Raw genomic sequence first — 19,762 nt, 5'->3', positions numbered from 1 at the left:
CTCAAAAGGATTATGACTTATTGCGAACAAATGAGTCATCCTGAAAGTGAAGTATTGAACCAGCTTGAAAGGAGTACTTTTCTAAATACCATTTCTCCGCAGATGATCTCTGGAAAATTGCAGGGAAGATTTTTAAGTACCCTTTCAAAACTGATAAAACCAACTCATGTACTCGATATAGGAAGTTTTACAGGATACAGCGCTTTGTGTCTCGCAGAAGGCTTGTCTGAACAGGGCCAGGTGCATTCTATTGAGATTGCCAACGATTACGACCATTTACGTGTACAAATCATTGGCAAAGATCCCATCAATCACAAAATAACATGGCATAAAGGCGATGCTTTGGAGATTATTCCAAAACTCGATTTGCCATGGGATCTTGTATTTCTGGATGCGGCGAAATTGCTTTACGATTCCTTTTTAACTTGCTTAGAACCCAGAATGAAAAATGGAGCCTTGCTCATTGCAGACAATGTTCTTTGGTATGGAAAAGTACTGAACCCACAACAGGATGAAGAAACATTGGCCTTACACAAGTTCAACGAACGACTGCGAAATTCTGATGCCTGGGAAACTGTTGTGATTCCTCTACGCGATGGATTAAGTCTTTCCAGAAAAAAATAAAACGGATACATCTAATGGTGCTTCGGGAAATTAAATCGCAAGACGATCTTCAAAAAAACGGATTACTCCGGCAAATACCACACATCACTCAGCAAGCTTGGTTTGTATCGCGAATTACTCATTTCATTCAGGTCTTAGATTTAGGAAATTACAATTGTTACCTACCCGTGTTCAAGTCATTTGGAGTCTGGCGGGTTTTCATTCCACCTTTTATGCAGAAAATAGAAATTCCCGGAGATGTTCTGCCAGATGGAAAAGAATTGATCAATCTGCTTAGATTAAAATTTAAATGTGGCAACATTTGCCTTCCTTTAGAAGTCAATACTGCCAATCAAAGAATCGATTCCACCCGCAGAATCAATTATGTGCTTCCGCTAAACAAAACCTATGAAGAGCTGAGCAAGCAATTTCATAAAGGACATAAATTAAATTTGAAGTCTGCTTTTAAACATCAGCATCAGATTCTTTCTTCCAGGGATGTTGGCCACTTTGTTGAATTGTATATTCGCTACAGCAATAAAGATATCCCCGGAAAATATAAGACTCATGCGAATCTTTCCTCCCTGATCAGGGCTTGCATGGATAGAGGCCATGGAGAGATTTTAATGGCAAACAATAAAGCTGGTGAAACGATAGCCGCTTGTTTTATTTCACATTATAACAACAGATTCATCTATCACCTTTCTTTTGCAAATGAAGAAGGAAAAGCCCAATTTGCAATGTATGCTTTACTGAATGAAGTTATCAGGTTGAATGCAGCAACAGATAACATTTTAGATTTTGAAGGAAGCATGATTCCCGGAGTAGCTTACTTCATGAAAGGCTTTGGCGCAGAAAAAGAATATTATTATCAATACATTTGGAATGACAATCTGGTTTGCAGACTATTGCGTTTACTAAAAAAAATTAAGTTTGGATTGAAGACTTAATCAACAAGGGTGCAATTAAAACAATACCGAGTAACCAAAATGAATTTTGCCTTTGCCTAAATCAAAGGACAATCCAGGGCCCTGGCCCACGGCATATTGCAATGAGAATAATCCAATTGGAGTTGTAAAATGAATTCCCATTCCTAACCCATGAAATACATTCCATTTTTTTGAATCAGATGTCCCCATTTGTAAAACTCCAACATCATTAAATAAACTGAGAAAGCTTTGCCTGTCCAGAAGAAAGCGGTATTCTAAACTTCCAAGTGCATATATCGAAGTAAAATAAAAATCTTCATCAAAACCTCTCAAATTCTGCGAACCTCCCAGACGATATTTTTCATTTTCGGGAATGAAGCTACCGCCTAAATAGCCTTCTGATTTCAGAGCCAGCTTGAATACATTTCGTCTTGCAAACTTTGAATAAGACTCTAAATGAAGTTCGAATTTGGCCTGCCTGTTATTCAAGTTTAAACTGTCGTATTGTTGCCGGAGCTTAACGGCTTCAGAATCATAAGCTAATAATTGTGGATTAGGTTCGAACTTTTTCTTCCCATAATGGAGGGCTGCAGATATGTATATTCCTTTAGTCGGTATTGTGGTATGGTCCAAATTGCGATGTCTCAACCGAAACCCGATCATGAAATTAGTGAAATCCAATACTGCAGGCAGACGTTTAGTTGAGATCACAAAAGCCGTATCCGCATTTAAAAGATCTGAACTTCGGTTATAAATACTTAATCCAATTTCACTAGATATATCTATCGGGTATGTCAAACTTAATTGCTGTCTGTTTTCGAAATAATTTTCCTGAAACCGGGATAATCCTAGATCAAACTCCAGACCCAAAGGAATGGCTGGTAAATAAGGAAATTTAAAATGCAATAAAAACTTAGGTGCGTTGTTGCTGAGATTCTCATATTTGATCACCAACTCATCCGCCATTTTCATCAGGTTAAACAATTGGAAGTATCCAAGCCCTGTTAATCTGTATGATTTCCCATTCGGGCCGTTAACTGGATTTAAGCCCAATAAAAAGTCAAATTTTGAAGACTTTTCATTTTTCAGATAATACCGCGCTACACAATAATCTCCCGGAAATACAATCAGTGGTTTGGATTCCAGGCTCACATAGTTCAATTTCATAATTCTGTCCACTGAGTTTAAGAACAACGTATGCGAGAATAATGAACCCGGATGTATTCCAATCTGCCTGTTGAATACATATTCCCGGAATAACGGTTTGTCTGCCTGCTGTGCCTGAGCAAAATGGATTTGTTTGCCTTTGTCTAAATTGACCTGGATCACAAAAGTATCTTTGCTCTTCCTGGCCGCCTGAAGTACAATTTGTGCAAATGGATAACCGCGATCTGCGTACTCCTTTACGACAGGCTTCATCAACTTTGTAAAATAATCTGTAGAATCTAACAAATCGGTTGTAAAAAATTCGGTTGAAAGAATAGACAAAAGGCTATCATTTTGGGTATCGCTGAATTGCCAATGGTAGGCATCCCCTTTATTCATGTAAACCTTCATGGTATCCAGCTGCGTAACCACAGAGTCCAATCCTGCAAGTAAAAACCCTTTAGCCTGTTGCAACTGTATCCAATCAATCAAATGATCGGATAATTCAAGGGTATCCTTTATTTTTGGAAAAAATTCGGGTGCTGCCTTTCCATCCAAAAAGTACTGTAACGAAACAGTTTTTTGCGAGAATAGTGAGCCCGTGAAAAACAAGGATATACACAAACTCATAACACCCATGCAAAATGATCTGAACATATCAAATAAAAAATTCGCTGGAATTTACATCCACATACCGTACTGTAAACGCAAATGTAGCTACTGTAATTTTCATTTCAGTACAAATTTGACTACCATGGACGCATTGATGCAAGCCCTTCTCAAGGAAATAAGTGCGCGCGCTCCCGAAGCTCTCGAGTACGGCATTCAAAGTATGTATCTGGGAGGCGGAACCCCCTCGCTGCTCTCTCCAAACATTTTCGAAAAATTATTCGAAACCATACTGAAATATTACCATCTCAGCGAGGACTGTGAAATTACACTGGAAGCAAACCCCGATGACATCCACACAGATTTACTCCGAGACTGGAAAACATGCGGCATCAACAGATTAAGCATTGGAATACAATCCTTTCATCAGGAAGATCTCAATTGGATGAACAGAACCCATACCGTTAAGCAGGCTCTGGAAAGTTTGAATCAGGTGAATGCAGCAAATTATTCTAATTTTACTTTAGATCTCATGTACGGTCTTCCTGGTTCAAATTCAGAAAAGCTCAAATTCAATCTGGAACAAATTCAAAAATCCGGAACTCCTCATTTCTCCGCATATGCACTGACACTGGAAGAACGTACAGCATTGGTTCATTTATATAAAAAGGACATTTTGCAGCCTGTTGAAGACATCAACACCATTGAGCAAATGTATCAGATCCTCGATTTTTGTGAAGCTAGCGGATTCGAAGCCTACGAAATTTCCAATTTCGCAAAGCCGGGATACAGATCCCGGCACAACAGCAGCTATTGGCAAGGTTTGCCTTACTTTGGATTCGGTCCGTCAGCACATTCCTTTGATGGGTTATGCAGAAGATGGAATATTTCAAACAACAATGCCTACATACAAAACATTCAGCAAGAAAATTCATACTTCGAATCAGAAGTGTTAAGTGATACAGATAAATACAATGAATACATTTTATTGAATTTACGAAAAAAAGAAGGCGTAGACTTCCACCAAATTGAAATGAAATTTCCTCAATTTGCAGAGCGTTTCCTCAAAGAAATAAAAAGGCATTTAGGTAATGGAGAAATACACGTATCCGCCAACAGCTATATCTTAACCAGAAAAGGAAAATCGCAAGCGGACCGGATCAGCTCTGAATTATTTCAGTTGCAATAACTGGAAAGACTGTACTTTAGAAGAGTAAAGATTAAAGCCAAAAGCTCTATGCGAAAAGAGTATGGAGTATAGAGTATAGAGAATGGATGATAGATGATGGAGAAAAGTAATTAGGAACATTAATTTAACCAAAATCCAGCCCCGTAGGGGTGGCATATTAATAGAGAATGGAAATATAATAAATCCAGCCCCGTAGGGGCGACATATTAATAGAGATTGGGTCCCGACATGAAATTGCTGAAATAGAAATACATCACCTTTATGTCGGGAAGAAAATTGCGATTATATAAAGATTACAGGAACATTAATTTAACCAAATTCCAGCCCCGTAGGGGCGACATATAAATAGAGAATGCATAAAGCATTTAGGCATATTAGATTAATCTAAATCCAGCCCCGTAGGGGTGGCATATTAATAGGGAATGGATAGGAAGCTTAAAGCGTAAAGCGATAAGCAGAAAGCGCGGAGTGATTGGGTCCCGACATGAAATTGCTGAAATAGAAATACATCACCTTTATGTCGGGAAGAAAATTGCGATTATATAAAGATTACAGGAACATTAATTTAACCAAAATCCAGCCCCGTAGGGGTGGCATATTAATAGAGAATGGAAATATCATAAATTCCAGCCCCGTAGGGGCGACATATAAATAGAGAATGCATAAAGCATTTAGGCATATTAGATTAATCTAAATCCAGCCCCGTAGGGGTGGCATATGAATAGAGAATGGAAATATCATAAATTCCAGCCCCGTAGGGGTGGAATGTCAATAGAGAATGGATAAGAAGCTGAAAGCGAAAAGCTGAAAGCGAGGAGAGAATGGAAATATAATAAATCCAGCCCCGTAGGGGCGACATATTAATAGAGATTGGGTCCCGACATGAAATTGCTGAAATAGAAATACATCACCTTTATGTCGGGAAGAAAATTGCGATTATATAAAGATTACAGGAACATTAATTTAACCAAATTCCAGCCCCGTAGGGGTGGCATATTAATAGGGAATGGAAATATCATAAATCCAGCCCCGTAGGGGTGGCATATTAATAGGGAATGGAAATATCATAAATTCGAGCCCCGTAGGGGTGACATATAAATAGAGAATGCATAAAGTATTTAGGCATATTAGATTAATCTAAATCCAGCCCCGTAGGGGTGTCATATTAATAGAGAATGGAAATATCATAAATTCGAGCCCCGTAGGGGTGACATATGAATAGAGAATTTCAAAAAATATATTTAATTTTAATTTAAAGGAACTTTTAGTTCTTAAACACGATTTTTCGAAACGACGAAACGACGAAACGACGAAACGTCTTCTTTATAAAATGATTTTGTTCCCCGAAAAAGAAAAAACCTGTTTAATTTTATCTGAAACTCTGATGAAACCACTAACGAACAATTGTTAGTAACATTTTCTCATCAAACTTTCAATAACTGTGAACTGCTCCCGACATGAAGATTAATTAGGCAAATCTATCAGCCCCAAGAAGTCGGGACTGTGAACTATTATATCCCCCTCCTTTTCTCCCATTCCCATGCAGTACGCATGATATCTTCAACTCCAAACAGGGGCTTCCAATCAAGCAATGCAGAAGCTTTCGCAGCATCAGCATAAACTTCAGCCATATCTCCTAACCTTCGAGAACCCATTTTATAATTCAATTTCTGTTCCGCACATTTTTCAAATGCTTCGATCATTTCCAGAACCGACAGGCCTTGCCCAATGCCCAGGTTAAATGCATCGAAATGAACTGGCGATTTACCTTCGATCAAATAATTCAAGGCAAGTGTGTGAGCTCTGGCCAGATCCATCACATGAACATAATCCCTGATGCAAGTACCATCGCGTGTCGGGTAATCGTTTCCAAAAACGGTCATCGTATCGCGTTTTCCAATCGCGGTCTCGGTGATGACCGGGACCAGGTTGAGGGCTGGATTGCTTGGTGCCTCCCCTATCCACGAGGATTCGTGCGCACCTGCCGGATTAAAATAACGCAAACTAATACCTTGTTTGTGTTGCGCTGCCAGGACATCTTCCATCATCCACTCCCCTATCTGTTTGGTTTTTCCGTATGGGGAATTCGTTTTGCCAAATGCCTGAGACTCCCTTACAGGCAATTCACAACGATCTCCATATACGGTGCACGACGAAGAAAAAATCAAATAGGGCACTGATCCAAGATCCATCCATTTGAAAACATTCAACAGTGCATTCAAATTATTATCATAGTATCTTAATGGCTGTTCGACTGATTCGCCTACTGCTTTTAAGGCTGCAAAATGAATAATCCCGGATACATCTTTTTCAAACTCCAGCAATTGCTGCCAGGCCAGAGGATCTGCAAGATCTAATTTGTAATTTTTAATTTTTGTGCCTGTGATTTTTTCAATTCCGACCAAAGATACTTCGGTTGAATTCACGAGTGAATCAACGCTAAATACTTCATATCCATTTTGCAATAAGTCAACCAGGGTATGGCTTCCTATATATCCGCATCCTCCGGTCACCGCAATTTTCTTACTCATTTGGTTTTTCGCTTTTTTGTTCCCCTGTTTCTAAATCAAAATAAGAACGGATTTTGGCACAAATATCTTTTCCAACCAGGTCTGAAATTTCTTCAGGGTTTGCTTTTTTAATCTGTTCCACGGAACCAAATTTTCCAATCAATTTTGATATGGTTTTATCACCAATGCCCTTGATTTTGGCAAGCTCCGACTGAATAAATTTTTTGGATCGCTGATTTCTGTGAAAATTCAAACCAAACCGATGGGCTTCATTCCTCAATTGTTGAATTAGTTTCAGCGATTCAGATTTTTTATTGATATGCAAGGGAATGGAGTCGTTCGGAAAATAAATTTCTTCAAGGCGTTTCGCAATTCCAATAACTGTTAAGTTCCGATCCAATCCCAGTTTCTCCAAAGAAATCATGGCCGACGAAAGTTGTCCCTTTCCTCCATCGATGATGACCAGTTGTGGTAGTGGTTGCTGTTCTTCCAGCAATCGCTTATATCTTCTATATACCACCTCTTCCATCGATGCAAAATCGTCGGGGCCAACTACCGATTTGATGTTGTAATGCCTGTAATCCTTTACGCTTGGTTTTGCATTTTTAAACACTACACAGGCCGCTACAGGATTTGTTCCCTGGATATTAGAATTGTCAAAACATTCGATATGCATAGGCAGTTCAGTCATGTTCAAATCGTCTTTGAGCGTATGGAGAATTCTTTCCGAGTGACTGAGTTTTCCGGTCTTGTTCAGTTGCTCTTTTCGTTTCTGCAGTTTATAATATTCGATGTTGTTATTCGACAAGTCCAATAATTTTTTCTTATCTCCTTGCTTTGGGATCACAACTTGTACAGTTTCATCGTTCAGAGCCACCATTATTGGAACGATAATTTCCGGAGCAATGCTGTCAAATTTTTCCCTGATCCTTGGAATGGCCAAAGAAAGAATTTGCGATTCGTCTTCGTCGCAATTTTTTGCAGCTTCCATGGTATACGTATGGATGACAGCTCCATCGATAACTTTCATAAAATGAATATAAGCCTCCTGATCCGTCGAAGTTATCGAAAATACATCCACATCCTGAATACTTGTACTCACCACTGTAGACTTGCCCTGATAATCTTCAAAGGCAGAAAGCTGCATTTTACTCTCATGAGCTTTTTCAAACTCCATTTCAGAGGCATATGATTCCATTTGATCTTCTAAAAACTTTCGGACTACAGATAAATGTCCTTTGAGTATATTTTTAATCTGCTGTATTTTTTTATCGTAATGATCAGAAGATTCAAATTGCTGACAGGGACCCAAACAATTTTTTATATGATATTCCAGACAGACTTTATATTTCCCTTTGGCTATTTGGTCAGGGGCAAGGTTCAGTGAACAGGTGCGCAAGGGAAACAGCTTTTTCACCAGGTCCATGATGATCTCGGCTTTGTATTTCGATGCGTAAGGTCCAAAATAAGTCGATCCGTCTCTGATCACTCTCCTTGTGAAAAAGACCCTTGGGAAAGCTTCCTTTTTGATGCAAACATAAGCATAGGTCTTGCCATCCTTCAGCATCACATTGTACTTCGGTTGATGGGTTTTGATCAGAGAATTTTCCAGAAGGAATGCATCCTGCTCATTTTCAGTAAGGGTGTATTCGATTTTCAATGCATTGCGAACCAATGCTTTGGTTTTGGCTGCGATGTATTTTTTATCTCCAAAATAGGAGCCCAAGCGATTTCGGAGACTCTTTGCTTTCCCTACGTATAAGATCTCCTCATGTTGCCCTATAAACTTATAGATCCCGGGTTCTCTGGGTATGCCATCCGACAATTTTAGAAATTCCTCATGGGTCATGAGGCAAAATTAAACTACAACCGCCAATTCAGTCTTGTCAATACCCCTGTAAAAAATCAGATCATCGAATATCTCAATTTATGCTGATGTTTCTACAACCGGTGTGGTCTCTTTTTCGGAACAAAGGACCACCATGAGATTACTTACCAGTTTCGCCTTTTCATGAGCATCCAATTGTACAATTCCTTTTTGGTCCAATTGCTTGAGGGCCCCTTCTACCATACCGATGGCTCCTTCCACTATTTTGTAGCGGGCACTAACGATGGCTTCAGCTTGCTGACGTTTAAGCATCGCGGCTGCAATTTCAGGAGAATAAGACAAGTACCCAATTCTCGATTCAAGCACCTCAATACCTGCAAAACTAAGTCGTTCCGTCAATTCGTTTTCAAGCACACGATTGACCTCCTCCTCAGATGACCTCAAAGTTATTTCTTCATGATCGTCTATGTGATCGTATGCAAAACTTCCGGCAAGTTTTCTGACAGCAGCATCGGTTTGAACTTTAACAAAATGGATATAATCTTCAACCTCAAATTGCGCTCTGAACGTATCCTTCACTCTCCATACCAAAACCACACCAATCCAAACGGGATTGCCACGCTTATCATTGACCTTCAGTCGATCACTCTCGAAATTTCTTGCACGCAAGGATAAACTACACTTTACAAAAAAAGGGTTCGCCCAAAAGAAGCCATCCTCCCGGATGGTACCCACATACTTTCCAAATAAGATAAGAACTCTGGAGCCGTTGGGATTGACCACAATTAACCCTAAAAGGAGCAGCAACCATACAATCCCTCCAATAATATACAAAACCAGATTATGGCTCATCCATAAAATATAAGGCAATACAAGTATTACCAACAGGACCCACCAGCCTGATATGGCCTGAAAAGGTTTTTCTTTCAAAGCGTAATTCATAACTTCAGTTTAATTTGTTTTACCATAGGATTTCTGATCTATTCGATCAGTTTTACATCATTGCAACATAGTATTGCGCTACTAAATTCCAAATCATCCGAAATCTACGACGAAATCAGGAAAATTATAGACGAATGAGGTAAAGAAATTAAGCGAAAAGCCAGGATGATGTTCGCAGTGGGCAGTGTGTAATATTTTAAGGCTTATAGGGAAAAGGCAAGGATGTTAACTTGTATTCAAGCTGAATTTAATCACACAACGGATTTCTTTAAACAATCCGGTAACCATATTATTTTTCAACTATTTTACTAACATTCGTTAGTAATACATTATAATTCACGCATTACAAGAAGTGACATACGCTATTTTATCACAAGTTGTAAATCATCACACCCACCCATTTCAATTTCTCTTTGTACCAGATTTCAATTCTGCACCTTTCATTTGCTCGTAATTATAGCCCTTGAGTCTGTGATGGTCTGCTTCTGCAGCAATGTATGCCGGTTGATTCCAGAATGGAGTTGCAACGATCTTGTTGAGGACTTCCAGATTTCGTGAATCCTTTTTATCCAATATTGCTTTCACTGCAATTGCATAGGCTTTTATGGTCCAGGCATATGCTTCTGATGAGGATCCGGGTGCTTCATCCAGATTTACGAGATCCGATTCCTTTAATTCCCCTTTATAATACAATAATGCATCGAGATATGGTTGAGTAGGCGGGGTAATGTACATCTTTGGAGTAACTGATTCCAAAATGGATTGCGCGTCCTTTTCCCTACCTGCACGCATGTATGCTTGATATTGCCAATAGTAAGACATGCAATACAAATCGGAATTGGTCGAAAAATCTCCACAGACTTCGTACATTTTTTCTGCATTTGAAAAATCACCCTGACACTGAAAAGCCAAACCCATCCATTTATAGATTTCGTATTGAAGCGTGGCATCGATTTTTTTCTCTTCTTCCGTTTTTTCCAGTATTCCCCGCGCATCTTTTTGTCCTTCGATGGCTTTCCCTGCTTTCCAAAAATCGCTTGCGGCTTCCGGAAATTGTCTTCCAACAACATGTGCTATTCCCCGATAATAATAAAGGTCTGCCGTGTTGGGAAACTGGTCGATTCCTTTGCTCAAAACCTGGATCGCGTTTTCTGCAAAACCAAGCTTCAGTGCTTTTCTTCCATAATCCACATAACCTTTGACATTCGAAAGATTGCCCAGGTAAAAAGCTCTGGCATCATCCAAAGATTTGATATAGGATTGTTTAATGGAATCAGGCTCCGGCATTTCTTTTAAAGGGTTACCATTGAGGGTGACTGCATAGGTAGGCAACTTGGTATCATTCACATCTTGCAATTGGGAAGTTTCACTTCCGGATTGGACGGGGGCGTCCTTTTTACATGCTGCCATAGGCAGTAAACAAGCTAAAGAACTGATAATCAAGGAATATTTTATATTCATAAAGATATTTTAAACAAAATTCAAAAGAATTCGGGGTTCCGTTTGATTAATGTTTTATGTTAACAAATTATTTTGTAGGACGTTTAATATTGGATAATCGTTTTCTTTCATGTCAGAGAAATTCATTGTTCGGGTTTTAAATCAAAAAATTTATCTGTCAAAAGCTAAAGCCTGGCTATTTATATTAAGTTTTCATGCACTTCAATCTTGTACAAATTCTTCTGATGATTTGTACAACCCTTGCGTCATCCCTCTGAAGCTCGAGACTTTTTGGCCGGCAAATTCAAGTCTTGATTGGATAAAAGAGCTGCCTGATCAAATACTCAGATTTAAATCCAGGACAGAAGATAGTTTATCTTTTCAACTGACTGAATACAAGAAGGTACTTGACATTGATCATTCCCAATTTTACATCGTGTGTCCCCAGGACAGTTTACAAAAACGACCTGTTGGATACTCTACAAAATCCTATTTATTCAAGTACAACAATCTAAACAAAGCTCATCCCGTGAACGCCATCAATATTCAATTAACTGTCGTCCTTGACGAACGACACAGCACTTACGATGGTCCTTTGTTGGCAGACCTTTTGAACTTCTCTATATCCATTGAAAATTCCGGTGAAATTCAATTGATGCAATTTCCGGTACTCGATCGCGGTTTTATTCCATTCAATACCATCAGGTATCTGTACAAAGATGATCTGATGCTGGGCCAGAATTCAATAAAATCCGTTTACTACAACGACGACAATGCCCATCAATTTAATATCTATTATACGGACCAGGGATTCGGAGCGATTCGGTTTTTACAAAACATCTACTGGAAAACGCAGTGACTTCAAGGCTCTTTGGCAAAATCAGATTTATACAAATACTTTCGGCCAAATGAAGCTGAAATCGAATAGGAAACAAAAAACCCGGTATCATTACTGAAAACCGGGTCGAAACGATAGTATTAACTATTTACCAAAAAAAAAACATCCTTGCATTTATTTAAAACTCGTAGTTCCATCCTTCTGATACACATATCTGAATGAATAATACCTTGCCGGATCCGTAAATTTCGGACTTGCCGGTGAGTCTTTGTAATAACTCAGGATTTCCATCTTGACGTATTTATTGTCAGCAGTTCGGATAACAATTACTCTTCCGGGTTTTGGAATCAACACCATAGCCACGGGATCGTAATTATACCAGGTTCTTCCAATAGCCAGAGACCCAAGCTGATCTTGTTTGAATATGCTGTCTGCCGGAACTGAATCCAGTTCATTAAATAAACCTGTAAATGTAAAAGCAGCTGCACTGCCCGGCCCACTGGATCCTGAATTCACAATAATGTCCTGAGCTCTGAATCCAATATCCCATTTGGTTGTTGCGCTATCGATTCCAGCGACAATGGTGCTGTCTGAAAACCGGAAGAAACTATACTTATTCGTTGTACCAATAGGCGCTCCGGTATTCGGATCATACCCCGTTGGAGGATCTGCAGGTAAATTGTTCACTTGCACAGATAATACTCCACTTACCGCAGGATCATCATCTTCATCACAGGAAATAATAAAAGTCAACAATCCGAGTGTCATCAATTTTAAATACCATTTCATATTGTATTATTTTTATAAAGTTTAAAATTCAATTTAACAAACAACAACCTGCCTGGAAGCTGAGGGAGATTGTAAGGGTCTGTGTAATCTCCCAGGTTTTCAACACCACACTGCATATAAAAATATGGACCCATGATTCTTCCAATACTGGCATTCATCAGAAAATAACCATTTACGAATTGATCGTAACGATCCAGAATGGTGTTCCCGTTGATATCGGATGATGGCCTGTTGATGCCTTGTACACTTCCGGCTGAATTCTGGATACCGAATTTGCTTTTGTATGTAATCCTAAAACTGGCATCCCATTTGGCATTCGAAGGAGTATAAAAAAGTTTTAAGGTTTCGGTGTGCCTCGACCGGTTATACAGACCAAAATAATCTCCCGGATGAATCCTGTACGACTCTTTGGTCAAAGGATCCCTCCCGAAGACTTGTCCGTCTTCAATAGCTTTGACCAATTCTTTGTCTTTTGCTACCAGCCATTGTGAAGAAGCCATTATCTGGAATCCATTTTCCCATTTGCCTTTCCATGTGATTTCAAGTCCATGGGTAAATGCCTTTTTAATATTATCGTAGGAGTAAATATTCCGTTGGTTAGTGGTGACCGCTACTGGAATGCTTTCAATCAGACCTTCCAGTTCATTGCGAAAAACATTAATGTCCAGTTCAAATCTGTTATTCCATCTGTAATTTAATCCCACATTAAAAGCTAACGATCGTTCGGCATCCAACACACCAATATCTTCAGGATCAGTAAAATACATCTGGATCTCTGATTTCTCTTCGAGTTCGCGTAACTGAGCAACAACTTGTTCTGTCCCAAATACAGAATAGGCCGCAGCGGCGTTTTTAAAATTCAGATACAGGTATCTGAAGTCAGGCGCTTTGAAACCAGTCCCGGTTGAAGCTTTTAAAGATAATTTTTCATTCCATTTATATTGTACGGCAAATTTGGGAGACCACTGGTTGCCGTATACCCGATTCCGGTCGAAACGCAAACCTCCCACCAATTCCCAATGTTCGTCCGGTGTCCATTCATTTTGCGCAAAAAGAAAAAAGCTTTCCTGCTTTTTCCGCTCAGCATCTCCATAACGCGAAGTGGATACCGATTCTAAATGCATCCCGGTTCCAACAGTCAATGTATGTTTTTCGTGCAACTTAAAATTCAGGATTCCTTCTGGTTTTTGGAACATTTGGGTAAACTCATCGGTATAATATAGGATATCATCTTCAATTTCAAACAAATTGGTTTTCGTATGATATCTGCTTAAATAATAATGGAAATTTAAAAATGCATCGGATCCAAGTTTGTATTTTAATCGGGGATTTAAACTATAATCTTCTACATATGCGCTGCCGGAAACTTTTATGGAATCATTACCCGAAATAACCTGGTAACGATTGTCCTGAACTTCTCTGAACCACCTCGAATCCAGAGTAAGTATATGACCGGCTTTTAACTCCAATTTGGGTTTGAGGTGCACGGTGGTATTGGAGTAAGGTGAAATGACTTGACCAAAATTGTTCTCAAATAAATCAAATCCATCTGTACGGTAATGATTCACAAATGCAGCCATTGAAAAATTGCGGTGGCGAAAATGCGATTGCAGTCCCAGATCAAAGGTTTGATGTGTTCCGTATTTTATTTCTGCAAGAAGTTTATTGTACGCTGCCGATTGAGTGAGAATATTGACAACGCCTCCTAAAGCCTCGGAGCCATACAAACTTGAGCTCGGACCTTTTACGATTTCAATTTGTTTGACATTACCCAGAGCAAAACGATTGAGTTCCAGATTTCCGGTAAGCCTTCCTATAATGGGTTCTCCATCGACCATAACCAGTGTATAATCCGGATTCAATCCCTGGACCTGTAGTCCGTTACCAAATCCATTCACCTGAGGCACCACACTAAGTCCAGGTTGTTCAGCGAGTAAGTCCTGCAAGCGGGAAGCCCCTGTCAGCTTGATTTCCCTGTTCTGAACGAGTAATACAGGCATGGGAACAGCAGCCAGTTTTTTTTCGGTTCGCGTTGCGGATATAATGACCTCAGGAATATGGAGTGTATCCCCCTGACCAAAAGCCAAAGAACCGCATAGTGTTAAAATTATAATTGCCGCAATGCCCATTGAGACCGCAAAGTTGTTGAAGCGACAGTCTAAAAAATAACCCTAATGGTAAAATAACTACCCTAAAAAGTTTTATCTTGCAATGTAATTAATTTTATATTGTACTAATTAACAAATAGTTATAAATATTTTATGGGCGACTCTATAAAATCTGATGCGAGCCAAAATAAAAATATCCCGAAAATTGTCGTTCAAACCTGTTATGAAGATCGGGATTTTCAGCTTTCAGCGATTAGAGATATTCCTGCTCAAGATGGCCATTTTCTAACTTTATATCCCTCCAAGGTACAGGTCATTTTCAGCATCGATGAACCGACCAATTTTATTTTCAGTCCCCACTACCAAAGAACGCTACCTCAAAATCATGCTTTTGTGATCTATCAACCTGAAGAAGAATTGAAGGTTCAACTTCGGTCTTCAGAGGAGACGATATTGATCCATTTAAGCATCCGGCTGGATAAATTGCATCAGCTTTTTAATCCGCACCCGGGATTGAAATCTGCTGCGATATTTGATCCAAAAAATGCTCAACATAAATTTTACGAAGAACTGGAAATCAGTGGAGAATTGCATATTGTTCTGAAACAGCTCGAACAAAAAATCAGGATAGACCCATTAAACCGCTTGTTCTTTCAGGCTAAATCTTTAGAGATACTCAGCTTGTTGTATGCAGAAAAAAATACCAAGTCCGATTATTGCCCATTTCTGAAAAATGAGCTTACCGTCAGAAAAATAAAAGATGCCAAAAATATCCTTCTGGAAAATTTCAGAGATCCTCCCACCATTCCGGAATTAGCCAAATCGGTTCAACTCAATGAATTTCAACTCAAAGCCGGCTTTAAAGAAATATACGGACAAGGGCCATACTCCTATCTCATCGCATACAAAATGGAAATGGCCAGACGATTGTTGACTGAACAAAATTTACAAGTGAAGCAAGTTGCACATGAAATGGGTTACAGCAATATCAGCCATTTTATCGAAGCTTTTAAAAAACAATTTGGAATCACGCCGAAAAAACTCCTCTTGTCCAAATAACAATTCTTCCAACAGGATTGACAAAATATCCGGAATGTTATTCGGTTATTCAAATTATTCAAAGTTAGCATTCAATTCAATTAAAAATAAAATTAACGATAGATCATATATAGATTTATTTTAAAATTAAAGGAGGTTGTATCTTTACAAAAGACAATTCAAAAACATGCATCACTTTATCAGGAAACTCTTTTTTGGCAACAATGAACACAGGCACCCACCCGGCCATAAATATGTCGATCGAAGGAAGCAAAATATTAAAGCCATTTGGAACAACGAACATCACGAAGATTTCGGACTCGAAAAAATCATTCGTTTATTCCTGGCTGGCATTCAATTCTTTTTTCCTTTAAGTCACCTTAAACAAATTGCAGACAAAATAGGTCCTCATTACAAAGACCTATTAGTTGATTTTTGTGTGTTGCTGAAGCTTCTTTTTCCTTTACTTGTAATCTTAAACAACTGGCAATACAACCCCATCATCTTTTGGTTGATGATTTGGATAGCAGCTGAAACTGTTTTTTACATACCGGCATTGATTTTTGCTTCGGATTCCCACATGCAACCCAGATCTTACCGCCGTGCGATGTTGTTGCTCTTTTTGAATTACATGGAACTTATCCTCGTTTTCGGCGCCTTGTATTCTCATGGCACCCATTTCAATCATCCTTTTACGCATTGGTTTGATGGGATCTATTTGAGTATATCCCACGCAACAGCCCTGGGGCTAGGAGATTTTGTACCACAAACGCTTTATGCTAAAATCCTGATCTCCATTCAGCAAATTCTCTTCCTTTGGTTTGTAGTGATCTCAATCAATTTTTTCGCCAGCAATATTGAGCGGAAAGGATATTTTAAGGAGGGAAGGAGGGTAGATAATGGTTAATGGTTAATGCATAATGATTATGCCTTCAGCCTTACGCATTTAAGCTAAGAAACTGGATTCCATTGCATGAATTGGGTTAATGGAGAACGGAGCGTGCGTAAAGAGGAAGGAATCAAAAAGTTGTCAGTTTTCAGTGTATATCATTGTTTTAAAATAATAACTAACAGATGTTCGTAACTTTATTATCAAGAACACATCCTCACAATCCAGCGCTGATCAATCTATTTTAAATCAACCAATGATGAATTACTTTTCAACTATTTACTGCAAACTGAAAACTGTAATCCATCATTTCTTCCTCACCATGGTGAGTATCGTGGCAATTGCAACTGATTCATGATTTTGATTGAGCACATCAACCAACCAGCGGACAATTCCACAAGGTATTTCACGGGCTGATTTATCAGGATCTCCTTCTCCTGCCGGAATCCTGAGGACATTTTCCTGATCGATCTTTTCTTTTACGGTAAGTTTTACATGGATGGTGTCTCCGGGGTAAACAGGTTTGGTAAACCTGCATTCATCGAGTCCGTAATTTAAAAGTACAGGACCTTTCTTTGCATCTACAAACAGCCCCGCTGCTTTGGATAAAATGAAATAGCCATGCGCCACACGGCCTGTAAAGATGGTATCTTCCAGAGCAGTAGCATCCATATGTGCATAAAAGTGATCCCCGCTTACGTTGGCAAACAAAGTAATATCGGATTCAGAAACTGTATGGCCTGCAGTGGTTATGGTATCTCCAATACGGAGTTCTTCAAAATATTTACGGAACAAATGGATCGGAGATTCCTTTCGCTCGGCGCCAGGTTGGTAAACGTTGGTGATTTGAGTGATCATATCCGGACTTCCCTGTATGGCTGTTCTCTGCAGGTAATGCTTGATTCCGCGAAGTCCGCCCATTTCCTCTCCTCCTCCAGCTCGTCCGGGGCCCCCATGTACCAATAAAGGCATAGGCGATCCGTGTCCGGTGCTTTCTTTGGAGCATTGTTCGTTTAATATGAGGATCCTTCCATGGTAGGCAGAAGATCCCAACACAAAATCCCTGGCAATGCCCACATCTGAAGTGATGCAAGAGGTCACAAGAGAACCTTTTCCCAAATTGCAGATTTCAACGGCTTCATCGGTTGACTTGTAAGGAATAATTGTAGCTACCGGTCCGAATGCCTCCAATTCGTGTGTGATCAGATGCTCGAACGGTTTTTCATTCAACATAAGTACGGGAGATAAATAGGAACCGGAAGTTGCGTCTGCTCCGATGACATGAACATGGGATGGATCTCCATAAACGATAGGTGTAAATTCTGACATCTGAGCAATGCGTTCCCTTACTTCATTTAATTGTGCTTTACCGGCAAGAGCACCCATTCGAACTTCTTCGTGGAAGGGATTACCGACTACAGTTTTTTGCAGTCTTTGGGCAAGCGCGATTTGCAGGTCTTCTACGACTTGATCCGGAACAATGATTCTCCGAATTGCAGTACACTTTTGTCCGCATTTAGCAGTCATCTCCCGATGAACTTCTTTCACAAAAATATCAAAATCGGCACTGCCAGGTTTTACATCCAGGCCCATAACACTCGCGTTTAGCGAATCTGCTTCAAGGTTGAAAGGAACGGATTCGTCAATGATCTTCGCTTGGGATTTCAACGAACGTCCAGTCGCTGCAGATCCTGTGAATGTTACGACATCCTGACACATCACTCCTTCCAAAATGTTTCTGGCACTTCCGCAAACTAATTGTAGTGAACCCTCCGGTAAAATCCCGGAGGCAATGATGTCACGCACCACTGCTTCTGCCAGATACGAAGTGATCGTAGCCGGTTTTACAACAGCCGGCATCCCGGCCAACAGATTCACTGAAATTTTTTCGAGCATTCCCCACACCGGAAAATTAAAAGCATTGATGTGAATCGCAACACCGTGCTTCGGAGCAAGCAAATGGTGACCGATGAACGTTCCATTTTTTGAAAGATTCGCAACTTCGCCATCCGGAATAAAAAACTGGTTGGGTAATTTTCTTCGCAGACTGGAATATGCAAACAAAGTCCCAATTCCTCCGTCGATGTCTATCCAGCTGTCGGTTTTAGTTGCTCCCGTTTGAAAACTTATCGGATAGTATTTTGCTTTGATTTCAGTCAGATGCAATGCCAAAGCTTTGAGCATCCGGCCTCTCTCCTGAAAAGTCATTTTTCTCAATGCTTTGCCACCTGTCGAGCGTGCATATTCCAACATAGAAGAGAAATCAAGGCCCTCACTGCTAGCTAAGGCAATGGGTTTCCCATCAATAGCACTTTCGAGTATCTGACCTTCCCCGCTGCCCTCAGTCCACTCCCCTAAAGCATAATTCATCAATTTTTGCATAACAGAATTCTATTTATTCAAAACAAACAGTTGTTAGTATTTAGTTCATTAAATGACGACTCCAAATTGGAGTAAATGATGTTTGGCATGTTTATAAAGTAAAGCTACCCAGTGTTCATAATCCAGATCTCCAAAAAAAGGATTGCGCAGAATTTCTCCCCGATGCTGATCCCAATAAGTAAAGAAATGGTCAATTTCACTTTTTAACTCTGCAAGACTATCACTTACAAGCGGATGTCTCCCCGGCAAAGGGTCCTCGCCCATCAGAATGTTTTTAGTGTTTTCCTTAAAGGGTTGATCGGACAATAAAAATGCCTGCATTTTTGGCAAGCGTTCTTCCTGAGAAAGAATTCCCGAATACACATCTTTTCCATTGCCATTGCGGAATGCATCACTCATGTGTTCGATCATCTGATGAACATTCATTTTGCCCCAATTGCCCATCGCTTGCGAATCCAGATTCTGGAGGATAGGAATGTATTCATTTTTAAAAAAGTTTTCTTTTTGTACCATAATCAAATT

Annotated in this window: 15 protein-coding genes; 6 read left to right on the top strand and 9 right to left on the bottom strand. The window is 39.6% G+C overall.

Features of this window, described 5'->3' with window-relative positions; genetic code table 11:
- Positions 1-30: 30 nt before the first annotated feature.
- The gene (locus tag IPM34_04975; GenBank protein ID MBK8954896.1) at positions 31-624 is read left to right on the top strand and encodes an O-methyltransferase; all 594 of its coding nucleotides are present in this window, start codon (positions 31-33) and stop codon (positions 622-624) included.
- A 14-nt stretch (positions 625-638) separates the two neighbouring features.
- A complete protein-coding gene (locus tag IPM34_04970; protein MBK8954895.1) occupies positions 639-1,553 on the top strand; it encodes a hypothetical protein in 915 nt (304 codons plus the stop codon).
- A gap of 15 nt (positions 1,554-1,568) precedes the next feature.
- On the opposite strand, the gene IPM34_04965 is transcribed toward IPM34_04970, so the two are convergent.
- Positions 1,569-3,335, bottom strand: a complete 1,767-nt coding sequence (locus tag IPM34_04965) for a BamA/TamA family outer membrane protein (protein ID MBK8954894.1) — start codon at positions 3,333-3,335, stop codon at positions 1,569-1,571.
- On the opposite strand from IPM34_04965, the gene hemW reads away from it, so the two are divergent.
- Positions 3,316-4,476 carry a radical SAM family heme chaperone HemW gene (hemW, locus tag IPM34_04960; protein ID MBK8954893.1) on the top strand — a complete coding sequence of 387 codons (1,161 nt, stop codon included), beginning with the start codon at positions 3,316-3,318 and terminating at the stop codon, positions 4,474-4,476. The genes IPM34_04965 and hemW overlap by 20 nt on opposite strands.
- Before the next feature lie 1,511 nt (positions 4,477-5,987).
- Here the strand turns inward: hemW and galE are convergent.
- From galE to IPM34_04940, 4 genes are all read right to left on the bottom strand, one after another.
- Positions 5,988-7,007 carry a UDP-glucose 4-epimerase GalE gene (gene galE, locus IPM34_04955; GenBank protein MBK8954892.1) on the bottom strand — a complete coding sequence of 340 codons (1,020 nt, stop codon included), beginning with the start codon at positions 7,005-7,007 and terminating at the stop codon, positions 5,988-5,990.
- The gene (locus IPM34_04950; GenBank protein ID MBK8954891.1) at positions 7,000-8,835 is read right to left on the bottom strand and encodes an excinuclease ABC subunit C; all 1,836 of its coding nucleotides are present in this window, start codon (positions 8,833-8,835) and stop codon (positions 7,000-7,002) included. Before IPM34_04950 ends, galE begins: the two co-directional genes overlap by 8 nt.
- 78 nt (positions 8,836-8,913) lie before the next feature.
- Complete coding sequence (locus IPM34_04945) at positions 8,914-9,756, bottom strand: SPFH domain-containing protein (protein ID MBK8954890.1); 843 nt, start codon at positions 9,754-9,756, stop codon at positions 8,914-8,916.
- 402 nt (positions 9,757-10,158) lie between these two features.
- On the bottom strand, positions 10,159-11,217 hold the full coding sequence (locus IPM34_04940) for a hypothetical protein (GenBank protein MBK8954889.1): 1,059 nt from the start codon (positions 11,215-11,217) through the stop codon (positions 10,159-10,161).
- Positions 11,218-11,326: 109 nt separating this feature from the next.
- Here IPM34_04940 and IPM34_04935 point away from each other — a divergent pair, with 109 nt between their 5' ends.
- Positions 11,327-12,055 (top strand): hypothetical protein, encoded by a 729-nt coding sequence (locus tag IPM34_04935; protein ID MBK8954888.1) that lies wholly within the window; start codon positions 11,327-11,329, stop codon positions 12,053-12,055.
- 153 nt (positions 12,056-12,208) lie between these two features.
- Here IPM34_04935 and IPM34_04930 read toward each other — a convergent pair whose 3' ends face one another.
- A complete protein-coding gene (locus IPM34_04930) occupies positions 12,209-12,823 on the bottom strand; it encodes an HmuY family protein (GenBank protein MBK8954887.1) in 615 nt (204 codons plus the stop codon).
- On the bottom strand, positions 12,820-14,910 hold the full coding sequence (locus IPM34_04925; GenBank protein ID MBK8954886.1) for a TonB-dependent receptor: 2,091 nt from the start codon (positions 14,908-14,910) through the stop codon (positions 12,820-12,822). The genes IPM34_04930 and IPM34_04925 overlap by 4 nt, the downstream gene beginning before the upstream one ends.
- Positions 14,911-15,084: 174 nt before the next feature.
- Here IPM34_04925 and IPM34_04920 point away from each other — a divergent pair, with 174 nt between their 5' ends.
- Both IPM34_04920 and IPM34_04915 read left to right on the top strand, forming a co-directional pair.
- The gene (locus tag IPM34_04920) at positions 15,085-15,990 is read left to right on the top strand and encodes a helix-turn-helix transcriptional regulator (protein ID MBK8954885.1); all 906 of its coding nucleotides are present in this window, start codon (positions 15,085-15,087) and stop codon (positions 15,988-15,990) included.
- A gap of 166 nt (positions 15,991-16,156) precedes the next feature.
- On the top strand, positions 16,157-16,876 hold the full coding sequence (locus IPM34_04915; GenBank protein MBK8954884.1) for a two pore domain potassium channel family protein: 720 nt from the start codon (positions 16,157-16,159) through the stop codon (positions 16,874-16,876).
- Between the two features lie 288 nt (positions 16,877-17,164).
- On the opposite strand, the gene paaZ is transcribed toward IPM34_04915, so the two are convergent.
- Positions 17,165-19,240, bottom strand: a complete 2,076-nt coding sequence (gene paaZ / locus IPM34_04910; GenBank protein ID MBK8954883.1) for a phenylacetic acid degradation bifunctional protein PaaZ — start codon at positions 19,238-19,240, stop codon at positions 17,165-17,167.
- Between the two features lie 48 nt (positions 19,241-19,288).
- Positions 19,289-19,753: a hypothetical protein gene (locus IPM34_04905; GenBank protein ID MBK8954882.1), complete on the bottom strand. Its 465-nt coding sequence runs from the start codon at positions 19,751-19,753 to the stop codon at positions 19,289-19,291.
- Positions 19,754-19,762: the final 9 nt, after the last annotated feature.

It is taken from the genome of Saprospiraceae bacterium (assembly GCA_016716185.1).
GTDB lineage: Bacteria > Bacteroidota > Bacteroidia > Chitinophagales > Saprospiraceae > Vicinibacter.
The sequence above is the reverse complement of the archived record's forward strand: the minus strand, read 5'-3'. Positions and strand labels throughout refer to the sequence as shown.

What these genes read in the sequence shown, in the direction of transcription:
- IPM34_04975 (MBK8954896.1), top strand. Translation starts at nt 31, where the DNA reads ATGAGTCATCCTGAAAGTGAAGTATTGAACCAGCTTGAAAGGAGTACT.
- IPM34_04970 (MBK8954895.1), top strand. Translation starts at nt 639, where the DNA reads ATGGTGCTTCGGGAAATTAAATCGCAAGACGATCTTCAAAAAAACGGA.
- hemW (MBK8954893.1), top strand. Translation starts at nt 3,316, where the DNA reads ATGCAAAATGATCTGAACATATCAAATAAAAAATTCGCTGGAATTTAC.
- IPM34_04965 (MBK8954894.1), bottom strand. Translation starts at nt 3,335, where the DNA reads ATGTTCAGATCATTTTGCATGGGTGTTATGAGTTTGTGTATATCCTTG.
- galE (MBK8954892.1), bottom strand. Translation starts at nt 7,007, where the DNA reads ATGAGTAAGAAAATTGCGGTGACCGGAGGATGCGGATATATAGGAAGC.
- IPM34_04950 (MBK8954891.1), bottom strand. Translation starts at nt 8,835, where the DNA reads ATGACCCATGAGGAATTTCTAAAATTGTCGGATGGCATACCCAGAGAA.
- IPM34_04945 (MBK8954890.1), bottom strand. Translation starts at nt 9,756, where the DNA reads ATGAATTACGCTTTGAAAGAAAAACCTTTTCAGGCCATATCAGGCTGG.
- IPM34_04940 (MBK8954889.1), bottom strand. Translation starts at nt 11,217, where the DNA reads ATGAATATAAAATATTCCTTGATTATCAGTTCTTTAGCTTGTTTACTG.
- IPM34_04935 (MBK8954888.1), top strand. Translation starts at nt 11,327, where the DNA reads ATGTCAGAGAAATTCATTGTTCGGGTTTTAAATCAAAAAATTTATCTG.
- IPM34_04930 (MBK8954887.1), bottom strand. Translation starts at nt 12,823, where the DNA reads ATGAAATGGTATTTAAAATTGATGACACTCGGATTGTTGACTTTTATT.
- IPM34_04920 (MBK8954885.1), top strand. Translation starts at nt 15,085, where the DNA reads ATGGGCGACTCTATAAAATCTGATGCGAGCCAAAATAAAAATATCCCG.
- IPM34_04915 (MBK8954884.1), top strand. Translation starts at nt 16,157, where the DNA reads ATGCATCACTTTATCAGGAAACTCTTTTTTGGCAACAATGAACACAGG.
- paaZ (MBK8954883.1), bottom strand. Translation starts at nt 19,240, where the DNA reads ATGCAAAAATTGATGAATTATGCTTTAGGGGAGTGGACTGAGGGCAGC.
- IPM34_04905 (MBK8954882.1), bottom strand. Translation starts at nt 19,753, where the DNA reads ATGGTACAAAAAGAAAACTTTTTTAAAAATGAATACATTCCTATCCTC.